The sequence below is a fragment of the Plantibacter sp. 2H11-2 genome (assembly GCF_050031945.1).
Lineage (GTDB): Bacteria > Actinomycetota > Actinomycetes > Actinomycetales > Microbacteriaceae > Plantibacter > Plantibacter auratus.
The window spans coordinates 378181-400901 of sequence record NZ_JBNBBL010000002.1 but is presented as its reverse complement, the minus strand read 5'-3'; the positions used below and the strand labels follow the sequence as shown (position 1 = coordinate 400901).

Sequence of the window (22721 nt, the reverse complement as noted above, 5' to 3'; positions counted from 1 at the left end):
CCGGCGAGCGAACCGCCGGGCTGATCACCCGAAGAACGTCAGCACGATGAGCGCGACGTTCAGCGTGACGATGAGCGCGACCACGATCCAGGCGAACACGCGGGTGGCGAGCTGGTCGACGTGGACACCCATGATCCGCCGGTCGCCCGTGTAGCGCACGAGCGGGATGAGCGCGAAGGGGATGCCGAGGCTGAGGAACACCTGGCTGAGCACGAGCGCGGTGGTCGGGTCGATGCCCGCAGCCAGGATGACGAGTGCCGGGATCAGGGTGATCACGCGTCGGGCGAGCAACGGGATGCGCACCTTGAGGAGCCCGCCCATGATCGCCGCTCCCGCGTAGGCGCCCACCGAGGTCGAGGCGAGCCCCGATGCGAGCAGGCCGATGGCGAAGATCACGCCGATGACCGGCCCGAGCGCAGCGGTGATCGCCGCGTGCGCCCCCTCGATCGAGTCCGTCCCCTCGACACCGCCGAGCGACGCGGCCGCGAGCAGGAGCATCGCGATGTTCACCGCTCCGGCGAGGACGAGTGCCGCCGCGACGTCCCAGCGGGTCGCCACGATGAGCCGACGGATGGCACCGTCGCTCGTCTGGACGCCGTGCCGGTCCCGACTCAGCGAGGAGTGGAGGTAGATCGCGTGCGGCATGACCGTCGCGCCCAGCATGCTCGCGGCGAGCAGGACCGTCGCCGTGCCCTCGAACCGCGGCACCAGCCCACCGGCCGCGGCACCCCAGTCGACGGGACTGACGAACAGGCCGGCGAGGAAGCCGACGGCGATGACGGCGAGGAGCGTCAGGATCGCGAACTCGAAGTGCCGCTGGCCGTACCAGTTCTGCACGGCGAGGAGCACGATCGAGAAGACCCCGACGATGACGCCGCCGAGCACGAGCGGGATCCCGAACAGCAGGTACAGCGCCACGGCACCGCCGATCACTTCGGCGAGGTCGGTCGCGGCGGCGACGAGCTCCGCCTGCACCCAGTAGAGCCGACGCGGCCCGGTGCGCAGTCGCGAGCCGAGCAGCTCGGGCAGGCTCTGCCCGGTGACGAGGCCGAGCTTGGCGGAGAGGTACTGGACGAGCACGGCCATCGCGTTCGCGGCGACGAGCACCCAGACGAGCAGGTAGCCGTACTGGGCTCCCGCCGTGAGGTTGGCCGCGACATTCCCGGGATCGACGTAGGCGATCGCCGCCACGAAGGCGGGCCCGAGGAGGAACAGGAGTCGTGGTCCGCGGGGCGCGCGGGTCGTCGGAGCGGCGAGGTCACTGGTCACGTCGGCCATGTTAGCAAGACCGAGCTACATTTGTTAGACGAGGCTAACTCTTGGATTCACCGGCTGTCTGCTTGGATGAGCCTGAGAATCGACTGCGCATCGTCAGGCGCCGGAACGGCCCCCGGAAGCACATCTGGTTCGATAGTTACGCATACAACTTTTCGAGAGGCCCCCGTGACCCCTGCAGCAGATCGCCCCAAGAACACTCCCGTCCCGCCCGCCGTCAAGCAGCAGAGCGTGAAGCAGGAGCGCGAAGCCCAGCGTCAGGCCAAGGTCGCGGCGTTCAAGCAGGCGCAGAAGCGGAAGAACCGCAACCGCCGCATCGGGATCTGGGCCGGTGTCGTAGGCGGTGTGGCCGTCATCGCGGTCCTCGTCACGAGCGTCGTCCTCACCCTGCCGAAGAACGCCAGCTACCCCGGCGGTGGCACCGGCACCGGCCAGGACATCGCGGGCGTGGAGCTGTTCCAGAACACCTCGGAGCACGTCGAGGGCACGGTCGACTACCCGCAGAACCCGCCGGCCGGTGGCCCGCACAACCAGTACTGGCTGAACTGCGGCATCTACACCGAGGAGCAGACCAACGAGAACGCGGTCCACTCCCTCGAGCACGGCGCGATCTGGGTCACCTACGACCCGTCCCTCAGCGACGCGGAGCTCACGAAGCTCAAGGAGCTGCTCCCCACCACGTACGTCGTCCTGTCGCCGAAGTCCGACCTCCCCTCGCCGATCGTGCTGAGCGGCTGGAACTCCCAGCTGCAGGTCAACAACGCGAGTGACGCGCGCATCGCCGACTTCTTCGAGGAGTTCTGGAAGAGCAACAACGTCCCGGAACCCGGCGCGGCCTGCACCGGCGCGATCGACGGTCCCGGCAAGGTCTGATCCGTTGACCCCGGCGAGCACACCCGACGCCCCGACGACCGGCGAACCGGCCGACGGCGGCGTGACCGACGAGGAACTCGCCGCCTGGGAGGCGCAAGGCTCCCCCGACGGCTCCAGCCGGACGCGCATCGTCATCGCCGCGATGGCCGTCATCGCGATCATGGTCGCCGCGGCGATCGGCTTCTCGGTCGGTCGACTCAGCACGCTCGCCGACCCGACACCCACCACGACGAGCGCCGAGGCGGGCTTCTCGCGCGACATGCAGGTGCACCACAACCAGGGCGTGGAGCTCGCCATGATCATCCGCGACCGGACGGACGCGGTCGACGTTCGCACCCTCGCGTACGACATCGCGACCACCCAGGCGCAGCAGTCGGGCCAGCTGTACGACTGGCTCGTCCAGTGGAACCTGCCGCAGGGTTCGCGGCAGCCGGACATGACGTGGATGACGCTCCCCACGCTCACGGGTGCCAGCGGCCATGCGCACGGCGGCGACACGGCGACCCCCGGGTCCACCCACACCCCTGGCGACCCGATGCCGGGCCTCGCCACACCAGCCCAGATCGACCAGCTGACAGCGGCGTCCGGTCTCCAGGCGGAGCGAGTGTTCCTCACCCTGATGATCGCCCACCACCAGGGCGCGGTCGAGATGGCCGAGGCGCTGCAGCCGCGGACCACGAACGCGACCGCGCTGGCCTTCACGCGCGCGGTCATCGCGAGCCAGCAGGCGGAGATCGAGCTCATGACCCGCATGCTCGACGACCGGGGCGGGCCGGTCGACCTCGCCGGCTGACCCCTCCCGTCGACCGCCCGGGCGACGGGCGGGCTCCGACAAGGGGCTAGCCAGAACCCGGCCGACGGCGAAGAATGATCCCGACGCCCGAACGGGCCCGATGAACAGGAGCGACGAATGGCACTCGACGACATCACCAAGAAGGCTCAGGAATTCCTGAAGGACAACAAGGTCAAGGACGCGCTGAAGAGCGAACAGGCCGAGGACATCAGCGACAAGCTCCTCGGCAGCGTGGCCGACGCGGCCAAGAAGGTCACCGGCGGCAAGTTCGACGAGCAGATCGACGGCGCCCGCGACGCGGCGGACAAGGCCGTCGGCAACGAGTAGTCCCCGGCTCGAAACGCGAGACGGCCGGGTCCCGATGGGCGCCCGGCCGTTCATGTCTGTGCCGGTCAGCGCTCGATCGTCATTCCGGGTCGATCAGTGCCCGTCGACGCCGGCGTCCACGGGATTGCTCCGGAACCGGTCGAGCGCGATGGCCACGAGTTCGGGAGCGGACAGGTGCGTGTCCTGCATGAGGTCCGAGAGGACTTCTGACGCGCGTCCGCTGAGCGTCAGTTGCACGGTCGCGGAGCGGTCTTCATCGACACCGCTCAGCGCACGACGACGTTCACCCAGGCTGAGGATGGCCGACCGCAGATAGGTGCGGCTCGCGACGGTGTCGATCTCCCAGCGGCCGGCGCGACGGTTCGCGACGACATTGCCACGACGGATGTTGGTCATGAGGGACGCTCGGCTCACATGGAGCTTCGCGGCGAGTTCCGCCGTCCGGACCGGACGGGGGAGGTCGTCGATGAAGTCCTCGACGAGCGCCTCCCGGAGGAGCTCCCAGGCGACGTCCGGCGGGAGCGGCGCATCGGGCATGCTGCCGCCGTCCTGCAGCGGACCCACCCACGCGGTCGTGGGGGCGTCGCGTTCGGTCATCGTCATCGCCCCTCCAAGGTTCCGGCGCTCGAACCTCAAGCATGCTCGGTGCCCGTGGAAAGCGCGTCCCCCAATGCGGGTTGCCCGCGTTCGCGGGGTGCCGGCCCGAAACGACGCACCCCGTCCACCAGGGCGGACGGGGTGCGGGCGACGCTCGGACGACTCAGCTGCGGTTCGCGACCGGTCGGGACCCCGCCGGGCGGGTCCCCTCGAACAGGATCCGGTAGCTGAATCCTGCGATCAGCGCGCCGATGATCGGGAACACGATGAACACCCAGACCTGCGCGAGCCAGTCGGCCCCGCCGAAGATGGCGGTCGCGATGGAGCGCGCCGGGTTGAGAGAGCCGTTGTCGATCGGGATCGCGATCAACAGGAACAGCGTGAGCGTGCCGCCGATGGCGATCGGCGCGAAGCCCGCGGCGGCCCGCGTGTGCGTGACGCCGAGGATGACGTAGAGGAAGAGTGCGGTGATGACGACCTCGATCACGATCGCCGAGACGAGTCCGAATCCGCCGGGCGAGAGCTCGCCGAAGCCGTTCGAGACGAAGCCGCTCGCGACGGCCTTGTCGAGGAATCCTGCCGGGCCGCCGGCCGCGAGGCCGAACACCGCGAGTGCGCCGAGGAACGCTCCGACGAGCTGCGCGAGGATGAACGTCCACGTCGCACGCCAGGGGAACCGACCGGCGGCGGCGAGCCCGAGCGTCACCGCCGGGTTGAAGTGCCCGCCGGAGATGGGACCGAACGCGTAGGCGGCGATGGTCACCGAGAGGCCGAGGGCGATCGCCACCCCGAGGAAACCGACGCCGAGGGGGTTGGAGGTCTCCTCGCCGAAGAATGCGGAGAAGGTCGCCGTCCCGACGAGACCGAAGACCAGCAGGAAGGTGCCGGCCAGCTCTGCGAGGAGTTGCGACGCGGTGGTCGGTTCGACGGAGGGTGGGACTTCCGGGGAGGACATCTGGACTCTTCTCGCTCGTGGTGACGACGTGGACGCGGAGCTCTGGCGAGCACCGCGCCATCAGCAGACTATTGCCCCGCGTCCCACCGGCGACAGCCCCGAGGTCAGCATGTCGCCGTCGCTCAGTGCACCTCCAGGTCGTGGAGCGGGACCTGGAGCCGGAAGACGTGCTCGATCGCGAGCTCCGCGCCGACGGCGTCGCCCGAGGCGATCGCGGAGCGGAGGTGCGGGTACCCGACGCGCAGATCCGACCAGTCCACCGTCTGGGCTGACCGCGTCGCCGCGACGCGGTAGATCAGGGCGCCGATCACGTCCTTCGTCGCCGTGACGAGGACCGGGTTCTCGCAGTGCTTCAGGAACCGGTCCACGAGCCCCCAGACGCAGCGGCCGTGCGCATCCGCGTCCTCCGCCGTCACCGTGGTCATCGTGTGCTCGACGAACGCCATGAGCTCGGCCCGTTGCCCAGCGGTCAACGTCGGGACGGTGACCCGGACGACGCCGCTGACGAGCGCTCCGAGGGTCTGCAGCACGGCTGTCCGGTCCTCGGCCCGTGGCTGCGCGACCCGAGTGTGCCGCTGCGGTGCCGTCTCGACCAGCCCGACGCGTTCGAGTTCCCGGAGTGCTCCGACGATCGCGTCCGTCGGCGCGCCGAGCCACTCCCGGAGCTCCTCCTCGATGAGCAGCTCACCGGAGGCGAGCGTCCCGTCGTAGATCGCGTTGCGGATCCGCTCGGTCACGGAATCGCCGACAGGCGACGGCCGCGACCCGGACGGTCCATCGGGGTTCGGCATCGGTTCCTCGCTCGGCTGGGGACGGCTGCTGGCTACCGGCCGATCGTACCGCGGACGATCCCCGCCTCGGCGAGCGCCGCCTGTGCCTGTCGGTGCTTGTTGTCGATCGAGGCACCGATCTCCTGAGCCAGGCGGGGCTTACTGCGAACGAGCTGGTCGATGGTGGACAGCGGCATCCGCAGGACCAGGGTCGTGCCGTCGGCGATCGCGGCGGCCATGGCGACCTCCCTCGTCAGCGCCGTCTGGCCGATGAAGTCGCCGACGCCGAGTCGTTGGAAGGTGATGAGCCCGTCCGTCGTCGGCACGGCGAGATGGACGCCACCCTCGACGAGGAACCGCATCGCGCCGGGGATCGTGCCCGCCTGCTGGATGGTCTCCCCCGGCCCGTACCGCTCGAGTGTGCACGTCCGGGCGAGCTCGTCGTAGTCCTCCTCCCGCGCGTGGAGGGTCGGCGCCAATTCGGCGATGGCACTCCGCAAGCGCTCCGGCGTCGCGACCGGGTCGGAGCCGTCGCCGTCGAGCGCGAGACCGCGGCGCCGCGAGGCGTACCAGAGCCAGGCGCGGAACAGGGCGACGGCGGCGTCGGCGGTGGAGGGCCCGGACACGGGCAGGGTGACGGCGAACCGCGCTGCGCCGAGGTAGGACGCGGACACCACGTCCCCCGGCTCGAGCATCGGTAGGCCCGATCCGACCTCGCGGAGCAGCCGGAGCACATCGTCCGGCGGGTCGTCGGTCGAGAAGGTCACCTCGACGCTCGCGGTGTACGCACCGACCGGTTGGCTGAGGTTCGTGAACGACGCCCCCGCGAGCGAGGAGTTCGGCACGATCTGGATGCCGTTGCCGGTGTCGAGGTGGACCGCACGCCAGTTCACCTCGACCACGCGACCGCGGACGCTTCCGGTGTCGAGCCAGTCGCCGAGCCGGAACGGCTGCTCGAACAGCAGGAGCAGTCCCGAGATGACCCCGCCGACCGCGTTCTGCAGGGCGAGGCCGATCACGATCGACGTCACGCCGAGCGCGGTGACCAGCCCGCCGATGTCGGCGTCCCACACCCAGGAGAACAGGATCGCGAGGCTGATGAGGATGAGGGCCAGCCGCGCGAGATCGACGAAGATCGACGGGATCCGGTCACGCCACGACCCCTCCTCGGCGTTCGCGAACAGGGCGACGTTGAAGGCGGAGAGGATGAGGAGGATCACGAGGAACCCGAGGAGGGTGCCGACGATCCGCACCCAGGTGCTGTCGTCCGCCCGCGCCGTGGCGAACACGAGGAGCGCGAACACCGCGCCGACCGGCACCACGTAGTTGCGCAGCAGACGGATCGGTTTCGCCGCAGCGTGCTTCCGGCGGTTGAGCGCACCGAGCACCTCGGTCAGGACGATGAGCAGCACGGGTACGCCGACGGCCAGCGCCACGGCCCAGGGGAACCACGCCTCCTGCCACACCTGCGTCATGACTTCGGCCCCGAGACGACCTGCCAGACGGCCTGCGGACCGCCGCGCGTCTCCACGGTGCCGGCGGCCTCGAAGGCGACGGTGTCCTGCATGCGGTCGCGGACCCGCTGACTGACGAAGATGCCGGCCGTCCCGGAGACCGACTGCACCTGGTTGGCGAGACTGACCGCGTCACCCCACATGTCGTAGGCGAGGCTCGTCCGGCCGACGAGGCCGCTCGTCACGACACCGGCGTCCACGCCGACCCGCAGGGTGAGGTTCGCCTGGTGCTGCGCATTGAAGCGTTCGACGATCGTGCGCATCTCGAGCGCGAAGTCGAGGGTCCGACGCACGTTGTCGACACGTGGGACGATCAGCCCGCAGCTCGCGAGATACCCCTCCCGCAGCGTCCGCACCTGCTCGATCCCGAGCCGTTCGGCCGCCTCGTCGAAGCTGCGGACCAGCGCGTTGAGCATCGACAGCTCCCGCTCCGGATCGAGGCCGCGGGTCAGGTCGTCGAACCCCACGAGGTCGGCGAAGATGACGGACACGTCCTGGTGGACCTCGGAGATCGTCTCCTCACCGTCCTTGTAGCGCTTGGCGACCGACGCCGGCATGAGGGTGAGCAGCAGCTTCTCGTTCTCCGCTCGCTGCTCCTCGATGAGCTCCTGCTTGAGTCTCAGGCTGCGGCTCATGTCGTTGAAGGCCGTGCCCAGGTCACCGAACTCGTCGCGTCGGGTGTTCGGCACCTCGACGCTGTAGTCGCCACCGGCCACCCGCCGCACCGCGCCGACGAGTGCCCGCACCGGCCGGGCGAACACCTGCGCCAGGAGCAGGGAGAGCAACGACACCACGACCACGATGGCGAGCACCGAGATGACGAGGTTGCGGGTGAAGTCGGTCACCGGCGCGAAGGCCTCGGCGGCGTCGACCCGGGCGACGAGCACCCACTGGAGCCCGTCGATGTCGACCGGGGTGTACGCCGTGAGGTTCTCCTCACCGAGGTAGCCGCGCCCGATGGTGGTGCCGGTCTCGCCCGCGAGCGCACGCTCGACCGAGACGGTGCGGGTCGGTTGGATCTGGATCGTCCCCGCGACGGCAACGGCACGCGCGGCGGTCTCCGGCGGTGTGCCGGCGGCGACCGCGGCCCGCTCGTACGCCTTCGGATCCTCGATCAGCAGACGGGAGGTCGAGCGCATGAGTTGATCGGGCCCGGCGAGGTACGTCTCACCGGTCTCCCCCAGGCCGTCCTGCTCCCACTGGCCGGAGCCGGTCATGATGTCGTTGATCGCCTCGATCGGGACCTGCAGCGCCATCACCCCGTCGACCCGACCGTTCTCGCCGACCGGTGAGAAGATCCACTGCGTCGGGACGTTGAGCGACGGCTGGTAGCGCTCGAAGTCGGTGATGCCCACGTAGTCGATCGCGTTCGACCGGAGCGCCGCGGTGAAGCCGTCCTCGAGCACCCCGCCCTTGTAGGGGCCGGTCAGGACGTTCGTACCGAGGTCCGGACCCTTGTAGGCGCTGTAGACGACGTCGCCCTCGTCATCGATGAGCAGGGCGTCCTCGTACCCGAAACGGTCGATGATCTCGCGGAAGTAGTCGTGGTACTGCGCGTGCACTGACGACCAGGCGCTCCCGTCACCGGCGTCGTCGACGGTGATGGCGGTGTCGTAGTCGAGGTCGCCCGGCGTGTACACCGACTGCAGGTAGGTCTCGGCCGGGTTCGTCGGGATGAACGCAGCCGGGTCCGCCTCGTCTCCGGTGCGTTCGGCGAGCTCCGGAGCGAACGTGTCCTCGTAGAACGACGTCACCGTCGACGCGCGCGCCGGGTCCACCGGCTGCTCCTCCAACTCGTGGAAGGCGTCGTGGAAGCCGTTCATCGCGTCGACCACGGTGGTGCCGCGAGTGTAGACGACGAGCGAGTCGCGCGTCTGGTCGTAGTAGTTCGTGATCTCACGGGCGCGGGACTCCCGGACCTCGGTCAGCCGCTCGAACGACGCCTGGCGCAGCGAGTCACTGCCGGACAGGTACCCGACGATCCCGGTCACGATCGACGCTCCCACGCTGACGAGCAGCAGCATGACGAGCAGCTTCGACTGGATGCTGAAGCCGGGGCGACCGAACCGTCCGCGACCGAACCCGCGGGACCTGGCGGCCGAGGAGGGGGCAGCTGGGATCGGCGGGTCTGACCGGCCTGTCGGCGCGGTGCCGTCTGGCGAGGATCCGGATGGTGCGTCCACAGCTGCGGTCATCGACGAGTCCCCTACTCGATCCGGCGGTGCGCGGGCGCCCCCTCCTTCGGGGGTCACGATGGCGCTCACTCTAGCCACCCGTGCCGCGCGCCCACAATGGCTGGGCCGCGATTCTTCGCCGGCCGGACTGCGCCGCCAGGCCTACTCACGTCAGCGCGTCGTCGACGTGCCCGACGCGACGCGACGTCCTGCTCAGACGGTGACGGCCTGCTGGGCGTAGAGGGTCGCGTACACGCCGCCGGCGGCGAGCAGTTCCTGGTGGGTGCCGCGCTCCACGATGCGCCCGCGATCGAGCACGAAGATGACGTCGGCGTGCACGATGGTCGACAGGCGGTGCGCGATCGACACCGTGGTGCGTCCGCGGGTCGCGTCATCGAGGGCGACCTGGACGACCCGTTCGGAGATCGTGTCGAGGGCGCTCGTCGCCTCGTCGAGGATGAGCACCTCCGGATCCTTCAAGAGCACGCGCGCGATGGCGATGCGCTGCTTCTCGCCGCCGGACAAGCGGTAGCCGCGCTCCCCGACGAGCGTGTCGTAGCCGTCCTCGAAGCGAGCGATCGTCTCGTGGATGTTCGCCGCGCGGCAGGCGGTCTCGAGCTCCTCGAGGGTCGCGTCGGGCTTCGCGTAGCGGAGGTTCTCGGCGATCGTCGCGTGGAAGAGGTAGGTCTCTTGACTGACGATGCCGATGCGGGAGACCAAGGACTCCTGCGTGACATCGCGGACGTCTGCGCCCGCCACCATGACCCGTCCGCCCGAGACCTCCTGGAAGCGCGGGATGAGGTAGGAGATGGTCGTCTTGCCTGCTCCCGACGGTCCGACGAACGCGGCGAACTGTCCGGGTTCGATCGTGAAGGAGACGCCGTCGAGCGTGGGGGTCGAGTCGTCCTGGGCGTCGGCGTAGCGGAAGGTGACGTCGTCGAAGCGGATCTGCGGTGCGACGCTCGGGAGCGGTGCGGCGCCGGGGCGGTCGGCGATCGCGGGCTTGAGGTCGAGGTACTCGAAGATCCGCGCGAAGAGGGCGCCGGAGGTCTGCAGGTCGAGAGCGACGCGCATGACGCCCATGAGCGGGAACAGCAGGCGGGCCTGGATGGTGGTGAATGCCACGATCGAGCCGGCGGTGACGTCCACCGCCCCACCGGTGATGAGCCAGCCGGCCACCAGGTACACGATCGCGGGGATGGACGAGAGGAAGATGTTGACCATCGCGAAGAACCACTGACCACTCATCGCCTGGCTGACCTGGAGGCGGATCTGGGTGCGGTTCTCGGCGCTGTAGCGCTCGACCTCGGTGTCCTGGCGGTTGAAGCTCTTCGCGAGGAGCACGCCGGAGACGCTCAGGGCCTCCTGGGTGATCGCGGTCATCTCCGACAGCGACTCCTGCGTCTTCGTCGCGATCCGTGCCCGGACCTGACCCACGCGGCGCTGCGCGATCACGAGGATCGGCATGAGGATGAGGGCGACGATCGTCAGTTGCCAGTTGAGAATGAGCATCGCGACGAGCGCAGAGATGACCGTCACGGTGTTGCCGAGCACACTCGACACGGTGTTGGTGAGGACGTTCGCGACGCCGCCGACGTCGTTCTGGAGGCGCGACTGGATGATGCCCGTCTTCGTGCGGGTGAAGAAGCTCAGTTCCATCGCCTGCAGTTGCGAGAACAGCTTGATGCGCAGGGCACCCATGACACTGTTGCCGACGGTCGCCGTGAGGTAGGTCTGCCAGACGCCGAGCAGGGCGGCGATGATGAACAGCGCCACCATCACGCCGACGATCTCCGCGAGGGCGACGAGGTTCGGGGTGCCGCCGTCGGTCGGGAACAGGCCGACGTCGAACGCCTGCTTGACCAGCAGCGGAGGGAGCACCGCGAGGGCGGCACCGATGACGACGAGCACCATAGTGAGGATGATCTTGGCGCGGAAGGGTACGAACAGCGCGACGATGCGCTTGCCGAGGTTCGGGATCCTCGGTGCCTCGGCGTTGAGCGCCTTCTGCGCCGCCATGTCGCCACCGCTGACACGGCTGCCCGCTCGAGGCCCGCCGCCCCCGGGTGCACCGCCGCGTGGCCCACCCCGTCCGCCGTGCATGCTCATCCCGCCACCCTATCCCCGCCCACCGTCCTCCCCGCCCCTGTCCCCGTCCCCGTATGCTTCCCGCTCCGTGTCCTTTCTCAGGAGTCCGCTGGCGCGTCGCCTCGCCCGCTCTCCGACCCGCCGCAACTGTCCTGAGAAAGGGTCACCGCCGTGAGTCCGCTCCCCAGGTCCACTGCGGGGCGGATCATCCCCAGATGAGCAGCGTGACTCGGCGGTCCCGCGACACCGGGTGGACGATCGACCAATGACCGGAGGAACCTACGCCTTGGGCCCGGCGTACGGTATCGCCACGGTGCATCAGCTTCGGGCTCGCGGCCATTCCAAACGGTCGCTCCGACTCGCGGTCGAGATGGCCGAGCTGATCAGGGTGAAACGAGGCTGGTACGCGGACCCCGGTGCATCCCCGGAGATCGTCCAAGCCGTTCGGGTCGGCGGGAGACTCGCGTGCATCTCGGCGGCCGCCTGGTTCGGCTGGGCCATACCGGAAGACCGGCGCATACACGTCGCCGTCCCGTCGAACGCGGGACGCCTCCGCGATGTGAGCGACCGCCGATGTCATCCGCCAGCGCAGGACCGGGACGACGCGGTCCTGCACTGGGACGACGATCAACCGGTGGTCCCTCGGGGCGGTTCGATCGCGCCGCTCCTCGTGGTGAGCCGTGAGTCGGCAGTTCGTCAGATCGTCACCTGCCAGCACCCTGACGTCGCCGGCGCGATCTTGGACTCGGTGCTGCACCGAGAACCCCACCGCGGGCGGGCGCTCCGCGCGTGGCTGGACGAACTCCCGCACGCGCGCAGGCGCAGACTCCCTCGGCTGGAGTCGGGATGCGAGAGTTTCCTCGAGAGCATCGGTCGCATCCGCCTCGAACGGGCCGGGATCGCCGGTCGACACCAGGTCGACATCCCCGGTGTCGGACGCGTCGACGAGCTGATCGAGGGCTGGCTGGTGGTCGAGTGGGATGGGCGCGCGTTCCACGACACGCCCGACGCCCATGAACAGGACCGCTGGCGCGACGCCCAGTTGGCGATCCGCGGCTACCGCTCGCTCCGTTTCACCTATCGCATGGTGATGGACGACTGGTACGCGGTCATCGGAGCGGTCCGCGCCGCGCTCGCGCAGGGCCGTCCGAGGCCCCGCTGAGCGGATCCGATCACCCTCGCACCTGCCAGCCTGCACTCCGTCCCTTTCTCAGGACTCCCCCGGCGCGCCGGGCGCACGCCGACACGACGCACCGCAACTCTCCTGAGAAAGGACCATCCCGGTCACTCGTCGGCCAGAATTCAGCTTCGTCCCTTTCTCAGGACTCCCCCGGCGCGCCGGGCGCACGCCGACACGACGCACCGCAACTCTCCTGAGAAAGGACCATCGGGACCAGGAGAACGAACGACCCGCAGACGCACGGACGCCCCGGGAGCGTGAGCTCCCGGGGCGTTCGCGCACCGACGACGCTGTCGATCGGAGGATCGAACCGCGGCGTCGGGTCAGCCCTTCGTCGAACCGGCCAGGAGCCCGCGGACGAAGTACCGCTGCAGCGCGAAGAACACGACGAGCGGGACGAGGATCGAGATGAACGCGCCGGCGGTGAGCAGGTGCCACTCATTGCCACGCGTTCCGGTGATCTCCGCCAGCAGCTTCGTGATCGGTGCGACCTCGCCGTCCGCGAAGATGAGCGCGACCAGCAGGTCGTTCCACACCCACAGGAACTGGAAGATCGCGAACGACGCGATGGCGGGCATCGTCAGCGGCAGCACGATCCGGAAGAAGATCTGACCGTGACCCGCGCCGTCCACGCGTGCCGCCTCGATGACCTCGCCGGGGATCTCCGCGACGAAGTTGTGCAGCAGGAAGATCGCCAGCGGCAGCGCGAACATGGTGTGGGCGATCCACACCTGGGCGAAGGTGCCGCTCGCGTCCAGTCCCTCGCCGACCTGCAGACCGAAGATGTTCAGGCCACGGGAGAAGGTCGACAGCAGCGGGACGAGCGCCATCTGGATCGGCACCACCTGCAGCGCGAACACGAGGATGAACAGGAAGTTCTTGCCGCGGAAGTCGATCCACGCGAACGCGTACGCCGCGAGGCTCGCCACCACCAGCGGGATCAGGGTCGCCGGGACCGCGATGGCGATCGAGTTGACCCACGAGCCCGCGAGGTTCAGCGTCGAGTTGCCGGCCTGCAGCACCTGCACGTAGTTGTCGATGGTGACCTGGAAGTCGGAGAAGATCGTCCACCAACCGGTGGTCTTCACCTGCTGCTCAGGCCGGAACGAGGAGACGAAGAGACCGAAGGTCGGGATCGTCCACAGCACGGCGATGACGACGGCCGCGATGGTCGCGCCACGGCTCGTGAGCCGCTTCTTCGTCCGTCGGCTCGCAGCCTCGATGCCGCGTTCACCCTTCGCGAGCTGGTCCTTCGTGGACTCGTCGATCGGTAGTTCGATCGGCTGCACAGCACTCATCGGATCTCCCTCTGCTTCTTGATCTGCCGTGCGTTGTAGATGACGATCGGCAGCACGAGGATGAACAGGATCACGGCGAACGCCGCACTCCGGCCGTTCTCGAAGTTCTTGAACTGGGTGTACATCTCGTTCGCGATGACCGAGGTGCCGTTGTTGCCGGCGGTCATGGTGCGGACGATGTCGAAGACCTTCAGCGACGCGATGGAGATCGTCGTGACGACGACGACCAGCGAGGAGCGGATGCCGGGGACGATGACGTTGGTGAAGCGCTGCCAGCCGTTCGTGCCGTCGAGCTCGGCGGCCTCGATCTGCTCGGTGGGGACACCCTTGATCGCGGCGGACAGGACGACCATCGCGAACCCGGTCTGCACCCAGATGAGCACGACGATGAGGAACAGCGTGTTCCACGGCTCGTTCTGCAACCACTGCACCGGGGTGCCGCCGAACCACACGACGATCTGATTGAGCAGACCGATCTGGGTCGCGCCGGCCTCACGGTAGGCGTAGATGAAGCGCCAGATGATGGATGCGCCGACGAAGGAGATCGCCATCGGCATGAAGACGAGGATCTTGAAGTACTTCTCGCCGCGGGACTTGTCGATGAACACCGCATAGGCGAGGCCGAAGGCCGTCGACAGCGCCGGGACGAGGAGCACCCAGATGATCGTGTTGATCACGGTGCGGATCGCGCTCGGCTGCGTGAACAACCAGATGAAGTTGTTCAGCCCGACGAAGTTCTTGCCGGACGCCGACATGAATGCGGCGATCGTCGTGTTGATCGACGGCAGGATCAGGCCGATCAGCAGCAGCAGGAACGCCGGTGCGAGGAAGCCGACGAGCTGGACGAGGTACCCGACGCCCTTCTTGGAGCGGTAGTCGAGGAGGAAGAGCACGCCACCCAGAACGGCTGCGACAGCCGCGGCCCACAGGAACGAGCCGAAGAAGAGGACGACGATGACGGGCACCAGGACGCAGAACGCCAGACGGATGACCGTGTAGAGGGTGCCCTTGCGTGGCGCGATGTCCACGAAGAAGAGGAGGAGGGCCACCACCGCGCCGAAGGCGATGACGACGATCGGGATCTGGGCGAGCGGTGGCAGTCCGCCCAACCAGTTGAGGAAACCTGACATAGCTGGCCTTTCGAGTACGGCGTTGGACCCTGAGTGAACACTAGGGGGTTCCACTGCCGAGGCGGAACCGCCGGAGGGTGATCACCCTCCGGCGCTTCCGCTCATGAGCAGCAGTTCCGGATATCGATTACTCGCTGGAGGGCCAGCCGGCTTCGATGTCCTTGAGGACCTGGTCGGTCTCGTCGCCGTTGATCCAGTTCACGAGGCCCTTCCAGAAGGTTCCGGCGCCGACGGCACCGGGCATCAGGTCGGAGGCGTCGAAGCGGAACGTGGTCTTCTCGTCCTGCAGGATCTCGATCGCCTGGCTGAGGATCGGGGTCGAGGCGTTCGCCGGGTCGAGGCCGTTGTTGGCCGAGATGACGCCGCCGAGCTTGACTCGCTTGTTCGCCCACTCAGGGCTCGAGAGGTACTCCTGGACCTTGACGGTGCTCTCGTCGTCGCTGAACGCGCCGACGATCTCGCCACCACCGGTGACAGCGGTCTCGCCCTCCTTAATGCCGGGGGTCACGAAGGCCCACACGTCACCGTCGGGTGCGACGGTCGCGCCGGCGTCCTCGAGGAAGCCGGAGAAGAACGATGCCTGGTGGTGCAGTGCGCAGGCGCCGGAGGCGAGCGCCGGAGCGACGTCACCGAACTCGGTCGAGTTGATCGACGACACGTCGCCGAAGCTCGCGTTCACGTACTCCGGGTTCTTGAGGATCTCGCCGACCGAGTCGAACGCTTCCTTGATCTTCGGGTCAGTGAACTTGACCTTGTTGGCCACCCAGTCGTCGTAGACGTCCGGGCCCTGCTGGCGCAGGACGAGGTCTTCGATCCAGTCGGTGCCGGGCCAGCCCGAGGCGTCGCCGGAGCCGAAGCCGGCGCACCAGGGTGCGGAACCCGTCTTCTCCTGGATCGTCTTGGTCAGCGTGAGCAGCTCGTCCCAGGTCTTCGGGACCTCGACGCCCCATTCCTTGAACTTGGCCGGCTGGTACCAGACGAGGCCCTTGACGCTCGCCATGAGCGGCGCGCCGTAGACGGTGTCGTTGACGGTGCCGTAGGCGGCCCAGTCCTTCGACCAGTACTTCTCGATGTTCGCCTTGACGCTGTCGGGCGCGGGCTTCAGGTAGTCGCGCTTGGCGAGGTCGGCCAGGAGGCCGGGCTGCGGGAAGATCGCGAGGTCGGGCGGGTTACCGCCCTGGGCGCGGATACCGATCTGCGACTCGAACTCCTTGGAGGACTCGTACTTGATCGTGATGCCGCTGTCCTTCTCGAAGTCGGCCCAGCTCTCCTCGAGCAGCTTCGCCTCGGTGTCGGCGATCGTCCCGTAGATGGTGACGGTCTTGTCGTCGTCGCCACCGCCGCTGCTGCCCGATCCGCCTGAACAAGCGGTGAGCGCGACGCCCGCGACGGCCAGGACGGCCAGCGGCAGGGCCGTCCGGCGGGTCCGAATGAAACTCATCTGTGTCCTCCTCATTGAGTGCTGCAGGTTCGAACGTCTCCAGGGTCGAGCCGTTCCGATGATGCACTGGTGCGGAATCGGCCCGGATGCGGAACCGTTTCCATGCGTCAAAGTACTTCACCCGGCGACAGGATGCAAGCACGAGAACATAACGAAATAGACAGTGAGAGCGCTCCCACCGAAATCACGCGGTCGGCCGGACCGTTCGTGTTCCAGATGTTATGGATCAGTTCCAGTCTGCAGTTCCAGGTCTGTTCCAGATTCGCTATGGTGGTGCTACCCAACGGAGGGAGTCGGCATGAGTGGTGCCATCAGTGATGTCGCGGCCCTCGCCGGCGTTTCAAAAGCGACGGCCTCGCGAGCGCTCACCGGGCGTGGATACGTGTCGGCCGAGACCCGGGAACGGGTCGTGCAGGCCGCGGCCACGATCGGGTACGTCGCCTCGCCCATCGCCGCGAGCCTGTCCACCGGACGCACGTTGGCCATCGGCGTCCTCACCTCGTTCCTCAACCGCTGGTACTTCGGGGAGGTCCTCGAGGGCGCCGAGGGGGCACTCCGTGCGCGGGGTTACGACCTGACGCTCCACCATCTGCCGCCCGACTCCCCGGAACGCGACCGCATCTTCGACTCGTACCTCACGAACAAGCGCTTCGACGGCATGATCTCGATCGGGATCGAGGCCTCGCAGGACGAGATCGCGCGCCTGCTCGCCAACCCCCGTCCACTCGTGTCGATCGGCGGCAACATCCGCGGGGCCCACTCCATCAACATCGACGACCAGGCGCTCGGCCGCGAGGCGACGGAGCACCTCATGACGCTCGGGCACACGCGCATCGCCCACATCACCGGTCACGACGCCGAACTGCAGACGGACACCGTGCACGGCAGGCGCCTGGCCGGCTACCTCGCGGCGATGGAGGATGCAGGGCTCACCTCGGCCGTGCACGTCCTGCCCGCGGTCCACTCGTTGCCGGGCGGGTACGAGGCCGCGGCTCAGTTGCTGCGGGACGCGAGGATCCGCCCGACGGCGGTGTTCGCCTCGACGGACGAGGTGGCGATCGGCATCATCATCGCCGCACGACGCCTCGGGATCACCGTTCCCGCGGAGCTGTCGGTCATCGGGATCGACGGGCACTCCTACGCGGAGATGTTCGCGCTCACCACCTTCGAGCAGGAGCCCCGCGCGCAGGGGCGGCATGCCGTCGAGATCCTCCTCCAAGACCTGGAGGACGAGCAACGCGCGCAGGCCCCGGACTCCGGGGAGCCGGGCAGCACCGTCTCCGAGGTGCGATGGCCGACCCGTCTGGTGATCCGACAGACCACGACGCGCCCCGAGTCCGCCGAGTAGACACCCCCGGCTGCACTCCCAGCGCGGCGCGCTGACGCGAGCGCGCCCCACTGACGTGAGCGCGGGCCCCCGGAGGGGAGCGATCGCGTCAGTGGGGCGCGGTGACCGGTCGGATCAGCTCGCGTCGGCTGCGGTGATCGCGATGGCCTCGTCGAGTTCGCTCTCCACCGGACCGTCGACGCGGGCGAGGTGCTTGCGTCCGAGGACGACGATGAGGACCGCGACGATGAGCGAGCCGGCGGCCACGTAGTACGGTGCGGCAGGCGAGAGGAGCTTCGCGATCTCCGCGGCGGCCGGCGGCGCGATGGCCCCACCGAGGAACCGTACGGACGAGTACGCCGAGGATGCGACGTTGCTCGGCAGGTCCGTCGCCTCCATGACCGACTCGGTCAGCACCGTGTTCATGACGCCGAGCAGGAGTCCGCCGACGACGATGCAGACGATGAGGCCGGTGGTGGACTGCACGAGGAGTCCGGCCGCGACGAGGTCCAGCGCCAGCAACGGCAGGACCAGCTTGATCACGGAGGTGCGACGCATCCGAGCCGTGAGCAGCGGTGCGACGAACACGCTCGTGATCGCCAGCGCGACACCCCACCCGAAGAACGTGAACCCGAGACCCATCGCATCGAGGCCGAGCGGGAACGGCGAGTACGCGAGGAGCGTGAAGAAGCCGATGTTGTAGAACAGGGCTGCTGCCGCGAGGATGCCGAGCGACGGGATCGCCAGCGCTTTGAACGGCGCGGACAGCTTGAGCGGCGCGGCCTTCGGCCCCTCGGTCTTCAGCAGGGTCACGATCGCGATGAACCCGACGGCCATGAGCGTCGCGGTGCCGAAGAACGGCCACTTCCAACCGATGCCGCCGAGGAGACCACCCAGGAGCGGACCGATCGCGATGCCGAGCCCGAGTGCTGCTTCGTACAGGATGATCGCGTTGGCGCGGCCGCCCGCTGCAGCACCGACGATGGTGGCGAGTGCCGTCGAGATGAAGAGCGCGTTGCCGAGGCCCCAGCCGGCCCGGAAGCCGATGACGGCTCCGACGGAGTCGGACAGGCCCGCGAGGAGGGCGAACAGGACGACGAGTGCGAGTCCGATGAGGAGCGTGCGTTTGGCACCGATCCGGCTCGACAGCCAGCTCGTGAAGAGCATGGCCACGCCGGTGACGAGCAGGTAGCTCGTGAAGAGCATCTCGGCCTGGGTCGGCGTCGCCTGGAGGTCTTCGGCGATCGCGGGGAGGATCGGGTCGACGAGGCCGATGCCCATGAAGGCGATGACGCTCGCGAAGGCGACCGCCCAGACGGCCTTCGGCTGGTGCAGGATGCCGCCGAGGCCTGCACTGTGGCCGGCGCCGTGGCCGTGGCTCGACGCCGTGGGAGTGGGCACGGAGGACGTGCGTGCGCTGGTGTCGGCGCTCATGCCGTCAGCTCCGAGGCGACCTCGACGGCCACGCGGGCCTGGATGATCTCGACCGTCCTGGCGATCGCAGCGAGGTCGTCGTCCTCGAGGTCGGTGAAGGCCGGCTCCAGGGCGTCGGTGAGCTCGTCGCGCCAGGCGAGGAGGGCGGCCGTCCCCTTGGGGGCGATGGCGATGAGCCACGCGCGGTGGTCGTCGACGTCGGCGATCCGCTTGATCCAGTCGCGCTCGTCGAGGCTCTGCACGAGCTTCGTCATCGTGGGTTGGGACACCCGGCTCTGGCGGGCCAGTTCGCCGACCCGGACGGGGCCGACCGTGGTGAGCACGGAGAGCGTGCGCCAGACGGCGGGCGATTCGGAGGATCCGGTGGCCTGGGCGGCAAGGCGGGTGAGCCGGTGCGATGCCGTGATGAGGTCGCCGAGGATGGTGTGCAGGGGTGAATGCGTACGGTTCTCGGTCATGATCCATCCAGTATACATAGCCAGGCTATGCATTTGCACACGCAGTCCGGTGATCACCATTCAGGAGGCTCCCGGCGCGTCGGCACCAGGAGCCTCCCGCAGGGCGGGACTCGCCCAGGCGGACCTGAAGTGTGAACCGGTCAGCGCATCCAGGTGGTGAAGGACTGGCTGACCCGCGGATCGGGCGGGTGGGCGTCACTCGCCCGTTCCGACTCGGTGAAGGCGGATGCGAGCTGGGCTCGGATCCAGGTGATGGTTGCACGCCAGCGTGCGTGGGTGTTCATGGTGGTGGGTTCTCCCGATTCGGGCACCGCACCGACGGCCCACGCTCACACGGAGCGGGACGACGACGCGGATACCTGCGTGAACCGTCGACGAACGTCGTCGACGGGTGCAGAGCATCCGCGTCCGTGTGGAGTGACGCGACGAATCGCAGGCCCTCCGATTAACTGACGGAGGGCACCGCTCCCGAACGAATCGGGGGCGATGCCCTCCGATCACGGATGTCTCTGCCGAGTGCGTGCAGCACTCGTCTCAAGAAGATCCGCGATCGTCAGCGGCGACCGACCGGAGTCGGTCGCCAGCCCAGTGGTTGTCCCCCGCAGGGGACCGACTACTTGAGCGTGACGGTGGCGCCGGCAGCCTCGAGGGCTTCCTTCGCCTTGTCAGCGGCTTCCTTGTTGGCGCCTTCGAGGACGGCAGCCGGAGCGCCGTCGACGAGAGCCTTGGCCTCGCCGAGGCCGAGCGAGGTGAGCTCGCGGACCGTCTTGATGACCTGGATCTTCTTGTCGCCAGCAGCCTCGAGGATGACGTCGAAGTCGGTCTTCTCTTCGACCTCTTCGACAGCAGCGCCAGCAGCAGCCGGGCCGGCGACGGCGACGGGAGCAGCAGCGGTGACCTCGAAGGTCTCCTCGAACAGCTTGACGAACTCGCTGAGCTCGATGAGCGTGAGCTCCTTGAACGCGTTGATCAGTTCTTCGTTTGACAGCTTTGCCATGATTGTTCTCCTTGTTTCATGCCCTGCAACCGCATCACGCGGCGGACAGGTACGGGGTTGATTGTTCGCGGAACCGAATTACTCGGCCGCGGACTCCTGCTTCTCGCGCAGCGCCTCGACCGTGCGAACGGCCTTCGAGAGCGGTGCGTTGAAGAGGTAGGCAGCTCCGAACAGCGAGGCCTTGACGGCGCCGGCAAGCTTTGCCAGCAGCACTTCACGGGACTCGAGGTCGGCGAGCTTGCCGACTTCTTCAGCGGTCAGCGGGTTACCGTCGAAGTAACCGCCCTTGACCACGAGGAGAGGGTTTGCCTTGGCGAAGTCACGAAGAGCCTTCGCGACGGTGACCGGGTCACCGTGCACGAATGCGATCGCGGACGGACCGGCGAGCTCGTCGTCGAACGACGAGATGCCGGCGTTGTTCGCCGCGATCTTGGTCAGCGTGTTCTTCACCACGGCGTAGGTTGCGTCCGCACTGATGCTCTTGCGCAGGTTCTTGAGCTGAGCAACAGTGAGGCCGCGGTACTCGGTCAGCAGAACGGCAGTCGAGCTCTGGAACTTCTCCGTGAGTTCGGCAACCGAGGCTTCCTTGTTCGCCATGGCCACTCCTTTTCGAATCTTGAATGCATGCAGCGGAGGCCGCACACACCAACCGCCGGGCCGGCGAAGGGTTCGGGCATGAAAAAAGCTCCGGCGCAAGCGCACGGAGCTGGGGAGAGGCGAGCCTCGATCAGATCTTCATACACCTGCGCTGGACGTCTCGTCATGAGAACCTTCGACTGTCTCGTTTGCACGCGACAGTGACCGGCGGTCTTTGGTTTCCACAACCATAACACACCCCCGGCCCCGTTCCGCCAGGCGTGCACCGGGCGCTCACGACCGCCCGTCCGGATGTCCGAGGCGACCGGCACCATGGAGCCATGATCCAGACGCTCGCCATCTCCGGCTACCGGTCCATCCGAGACACCGTGCTGCCGCTGCACGGCCTCGACGTCGTGACCGGCGCGAACGGCACCGGCAAGTCCAACCTCTACCGGGCACTCCGACTCCTCGCGAGTGCGGGCGACGGCGATGTCGTCGGATCCCTCGCGCGCGACGGCGGGCTCTCCTCGACGCTCTGGGCCGGCCCCGAGCACGTGAGTCGAGCCATGGTCGACGGTTCCGTCCCTGTCCAGGGCACGCGCCGCACGGGTCCGATCAGCCTGCGACTCGGGTTCGCGACGGACACGCTGGGGTATCTCGTCGACCTCGGGATCCCGCAGCCGTCCACGACGCTGTTCGGCCGCGACCCCGAGATCAAGCGGGAGCAGATCTTCGCCGGCGCACTGGCCAAACCGAGCAGCCTGCTCGTCGACCGGCACGGTCCGGCGGTCCGGGTCCGCGACGGGTCGTGGCGTCCGATCGGTCGAACGCTCGGCACCTCGGAGAGCATCCTCACCGAGTTCTCGGACGCCGACGCGACGCCCGAGGTCCTCCGCGTGCGCGGCCAGGTGCGCGGCTGGCGGTTCTACGACCAGTTCCGGACCGACCGCGACGCGCCCGCACGTGCGCCACAGGTCGGCACGAGGACGCCGGTCCTCGGCCACGACGGCGCGGACCTCGCCGCCGCGGTGCAGACGATCATCGAGTCCGGCGGTCGGGACCGGCTCGACGCCGCCGTCGACGACGCGTTCCCCGGCAGCGTGCTGCGCGTGCGCGCCGACGACGGGGTGTTCCGACTGGAGCTCGAACAGCCCGGGATGCTCCGTCCGCTCTCGGCCGGCGAGCTGTCCGACGGCACGCTCCGCTACCTGCTGCTCGTCGCGGCGCTCCTCACTCCGCGCCCGCCCGAGCTCATGGTGCTGAACGAACCCGAGACGAGCCTGCACGGCGACCTCCTCCCCCAGCTCGCTCGGCTCATCACCGCGGCCAGCGCCGACACACAGCTCGTGGTCGTCTCCCACGCCCGCCCACTCATCGAGGCCATGCTCGAGGCCGGCGAGGTGCATGAGCACCGGCTGGTGAAGCGACTCGGCGAGACGACCGTCGAGGATCAGGGCCTGCTGTCGACGCCGCCGTGGTCGTGGCCGTCCCGGTGAGCGTCCGGCCCAGGT

Annotated in this window: 21 protein-coding genes; 6 read left to right on the top strand and 15 right to left on the bottom strand. The window is 68.3% G+C overall.

All coding sequences use genetic code 11. From position 1 onward, the window contains the following. Window positions 1-24: 24 nt before the first annotated feature. Window positions 25-1278: an Nramp family divalent metal transporter gene (locus ACQG07_RS06305; protein ID WP_137243876.1), complete on the bottom strand. Its 1254-nt coding sequence runs from the start codon at window positions 1276-1278 to the stop codon at window positions 25-27. A gap of 165 nt (window positions 1279-1443) precedes the next feature. On the opposite strand from ACQG07_RS06305, the gene ACQG07_RS06300 reads away from it, so the two are divergent. The 3 genes from ACQG07_RS06300 to ACQG07_RS06290 all read left to right on the top strand — a co-directional run bounded on the left by ACQG07_RS06300 (window position 1444) and on the right by ACQG07_RS06290 (window position 3268). Continuing rightward, window positions 1444-2148 carry a DUF3105 domain-containing protein gene (locus ACQG07_RS06300; protein WP_426737763.1) on the top strand — a complete coding sequence of 235 codons (705 nt, stop codon included), beginning with the start codon at window positions 1444-1446 and terminating at the stop codon, window positions 2146-2148. A gap of 4 nt (window positions 2149-2152) precedes the next feature. Continuing rightward, window positions 2153-2941, top strand: coding sequence for a DUF305 domain-containing protein (locus ACQG07_RS06295; RefSeq protein ID WP_426737762.1), 789 nt, complete (start codon window positions 2153-2155; stop codon window positions 2939-2941). A gap of 117 nt (window positions 2942-3058) precedes the next feature. Continuing rightward, a complete protein-coding gene (locus ACQG07_RS06290) occupies window positions 3059-3268 on the top strand; it encodes an antitoxin (RefSeq protein ID WP_079706736.1) in 210 nt (69 codons plus the stop codon). 93 nt (window positions 3269-3361) lie between these two features. Here the strand turns inward: ACQG07_RS06290 and ACQG07_RS06285 are convergent, their stop codons facing one another. The 6 genes from ACQG07_RS06285 to ACQG07_RS06260 all read right to left on the bottom strand — a co-directional run bounded on the left by ACQG07_RS06285 (window position 3362) and on the right by ACQG07_RS06260 (window position 11381). Then, entirely contained in the window at window positions 3362-3871 is a 510-nt protein-coding gene (locus tag ACQG07_RS06285) for a hypothetical protein (RefSeq protein ID WP_164486839.1), read from the bottom strand. Between the two features lie 157 nt (window positions 3872-4028). After that, the gene (locus ACQG07_RS06280) at window positions 4029-4820 is read right to left on the bottom strand and encodes an aquaporin (protein ID WP_426737761.1); all 792 of its coding nucleotides are present in this window, start codon (window positions 4818-4820) and stop codon (window positions 4029-4031) included. A gap of 122 nt (window positions 4821-4942) precedes the next feature. Further along, complete coding sequence (locus ACQG07_RS06275) at window positions 4943-5557, bottom strand: GntR family transcriptional regulator (RefSeq protein ID WP_426737760.1); 615 nt, start codon at window positions 5555-5557, stop codon at window positions 4943-4945. Window positions 5558-5643: 86 nt separating this feature from the next. Beyond that, on the bottom strand, window positions 5644-7065 hold the full coding sequence (locus ACQG07_RS06270; RefSeq protein WP_426737759.1) for a mechanosensitive ion channel domain-containing protein: 1422 nt from the start codon (window positions 7063-7065) through the stop codon (window positions 5644-5646). After that, window positions 7062-9299, bottom strand: a complete 2238-nt coding sequence (locus ACQG07_RS06265) for an adenylate/guanylate cyclase domain-containing protein (protein WP_202938952.1) — start codon at window positions 9297-9299, stop codon at window positions 7062-7064. Before ACQG07_RS06265 ends, ACQG07_RS06270 begins: the two co-directional genes overlap by 4 nt. A 192-nt stretch (window positions 9300-9491) precedes the next feature. After that, complete coding sequence (locus tag ACQG07_RS06260) at window positions 9492-11381, bottom strand: ABC transporter ATP-binding protein (protein ID WP_202938964.1); 1890 nt, start codon at window positions 11379-11381, stop codon at window positions 9492-9494. A 250-nt stretch (window positions 11382-11631) separates the two neighbouring features. Between ACQG07_RS06260 and ACQG07_RS06255 the strand changes: the two genes are divergently transcribed. Continuing rightward, entirely contained in the window at window positions 11632-12528 is an 897-nt protein-coding gene (locus tag ACQG07_RS06255; RefSeq protein WP_274500407.1) for a DUF559 domain-containing protein, read from the top strand. A gap of 341 nt (window positions 12529-12869) precedes the next feature. On the opposite strand, the gene ACQG07_RS06250 is transcribed toward ACQG07_RS06255, so the two are convergent. From ACQG07_RS06250 to ACQG07_RS06240, 3 genes are all read right to left on the bottom strand, one after another. Then, window positions 12870-13844, bottom strand: coding sequence for a carbohydrate ABC transporter permease (locus tag ACQG07_RS06250; protein ID WP_079706730.1), 975 nt, complete (start codon window positions 13842-13844; stop codon window positions 12870-12872). Then, entirely contained in the window at window positions 13841-14974 is a 1134-nt protein-coding gene (locus tag ACQG07_RS06245; RefSeq protein WP_079706729.1) for a carbohydrate ABC transporter permease, read from the bottom strand. Before ACQG07_RS06245 ends, ACQG07_RS06250 begins: the two co-directional genes overlap by 4 nt. Before the next feature lie 127 nt (window positions 14975-15101). Continuing rightward, window positions 15102-16415 (bottom strand): ABC transporter substrate-binding protein, encoded by a 1314-nt coding sequence (locus ACQG07_RS06240; protein WP_159879891.1) that lies wholly within the window; start codon window positions 16413-16415, stop codon window positions 15102-15104. A 298-nt stretch (window positions 16416-16713) separates the two neighbouring features. Here ACQG07_RS06240 and ACQG07_RS06235 point away from each other — a divergent pair, with 298 nt between their 5' ends. Then, entirely contained in the window at window positions 16714-17763 is a 1050-nt protein-coding gene (locus ACQG07_RS06235) for a LacI family DNA-binding transcriptional regulator (RefSeq protein WP_079706727.1), read from the top strand. A 114-nt stretch (window positions 17764-17877) separates the two neighbouring features. Here the strand turns inward: ACQG07_RS06235 and ACQG07_RS06230 are convergent, their stop codons facing one another. From ACQG07_RS06230 to rplJ, 5 genes are all read right to left on the bottom strand, one after another. Next, window positions 17878-19176, bottom strand: a complete 1299-nt coding sequence (locus ACQG07_RS06230) for an MFS transporter (protein ID WP_426737758.1) — start codon at window positions 19174-19176, stop codon at window positions 17878-17880. Beyond that, window positions 19173-19634 carry a MarR family winged helix-turn-helix transcriptional regulator gene (locus tag ACQG07_RS06225; protein ID WP_064294532.1) on the bottom strand — a complete coding sequence of 154 codons (462 nt, stop codon included), beginning with the start codon at window positions 19632-19634 and terminating at the stop codon, window positions 19173-19175. The genes ACQG07_RS06230 and ACQG07_RS06225 overlap by 4 nt, the downstream gene beginning before the upstream one ends. 140 nt (window positions 19635-19774) lie before the next feature. After that, window positions 19775-19918 carry a hypothetical protein gene (locus ACQG07_RS06220; protein WP_153303516.1) on the bottom strand — a complete coding sequence of 48 codons (144 nt, stop codon included), beginning with the start codon at window positions 19916-19918 and terminating at the stop codon, window positions 19775-19777. A 329-nt stretch (window positions 19919-20247) separates the two neighbouring features. Next, on the bottom strand, window positions 20248-20631 hold the full coding sequence (rplL, locus tag ACQG07_RS06215) for a 50S ribosomal protein L7/L12 (protein WP_056014124.1): 384 nt from the start codon (window positions 20629-20631) through the stop codon (window positions 20248-20250). 78 nt (window positions 20632-20709) lie between these two features. After that, on the bottom strand, window positions 20710-21228 hold the full coding sequence (rplJ, locus tag ACQG07_RS06210) for a 50S ribosomal protein L10 (RefSeq protein WP_079706724.1): 519 nt from the start codon (window positions 21226-21228) through the stop codon (window positions 20710-20712). Window positions 21229-21548: 320 nt separating this feature from the next. Here rplJ and ACQG07_RS06205 point away from each other — a divergent pair, with 320 nt between their 5' ends. Then, window positions 21549-22706, top strand: coding sequence for an AAA family ATPase (locus tag ACQG07_RS06205; protein ID WP_426737757.1), 1158 nt, complete (start codon window positions 21549-21551; stop codon window positions 22704-22706). Window positions 22707-22721: the final 15 nt, after the last annotated feature.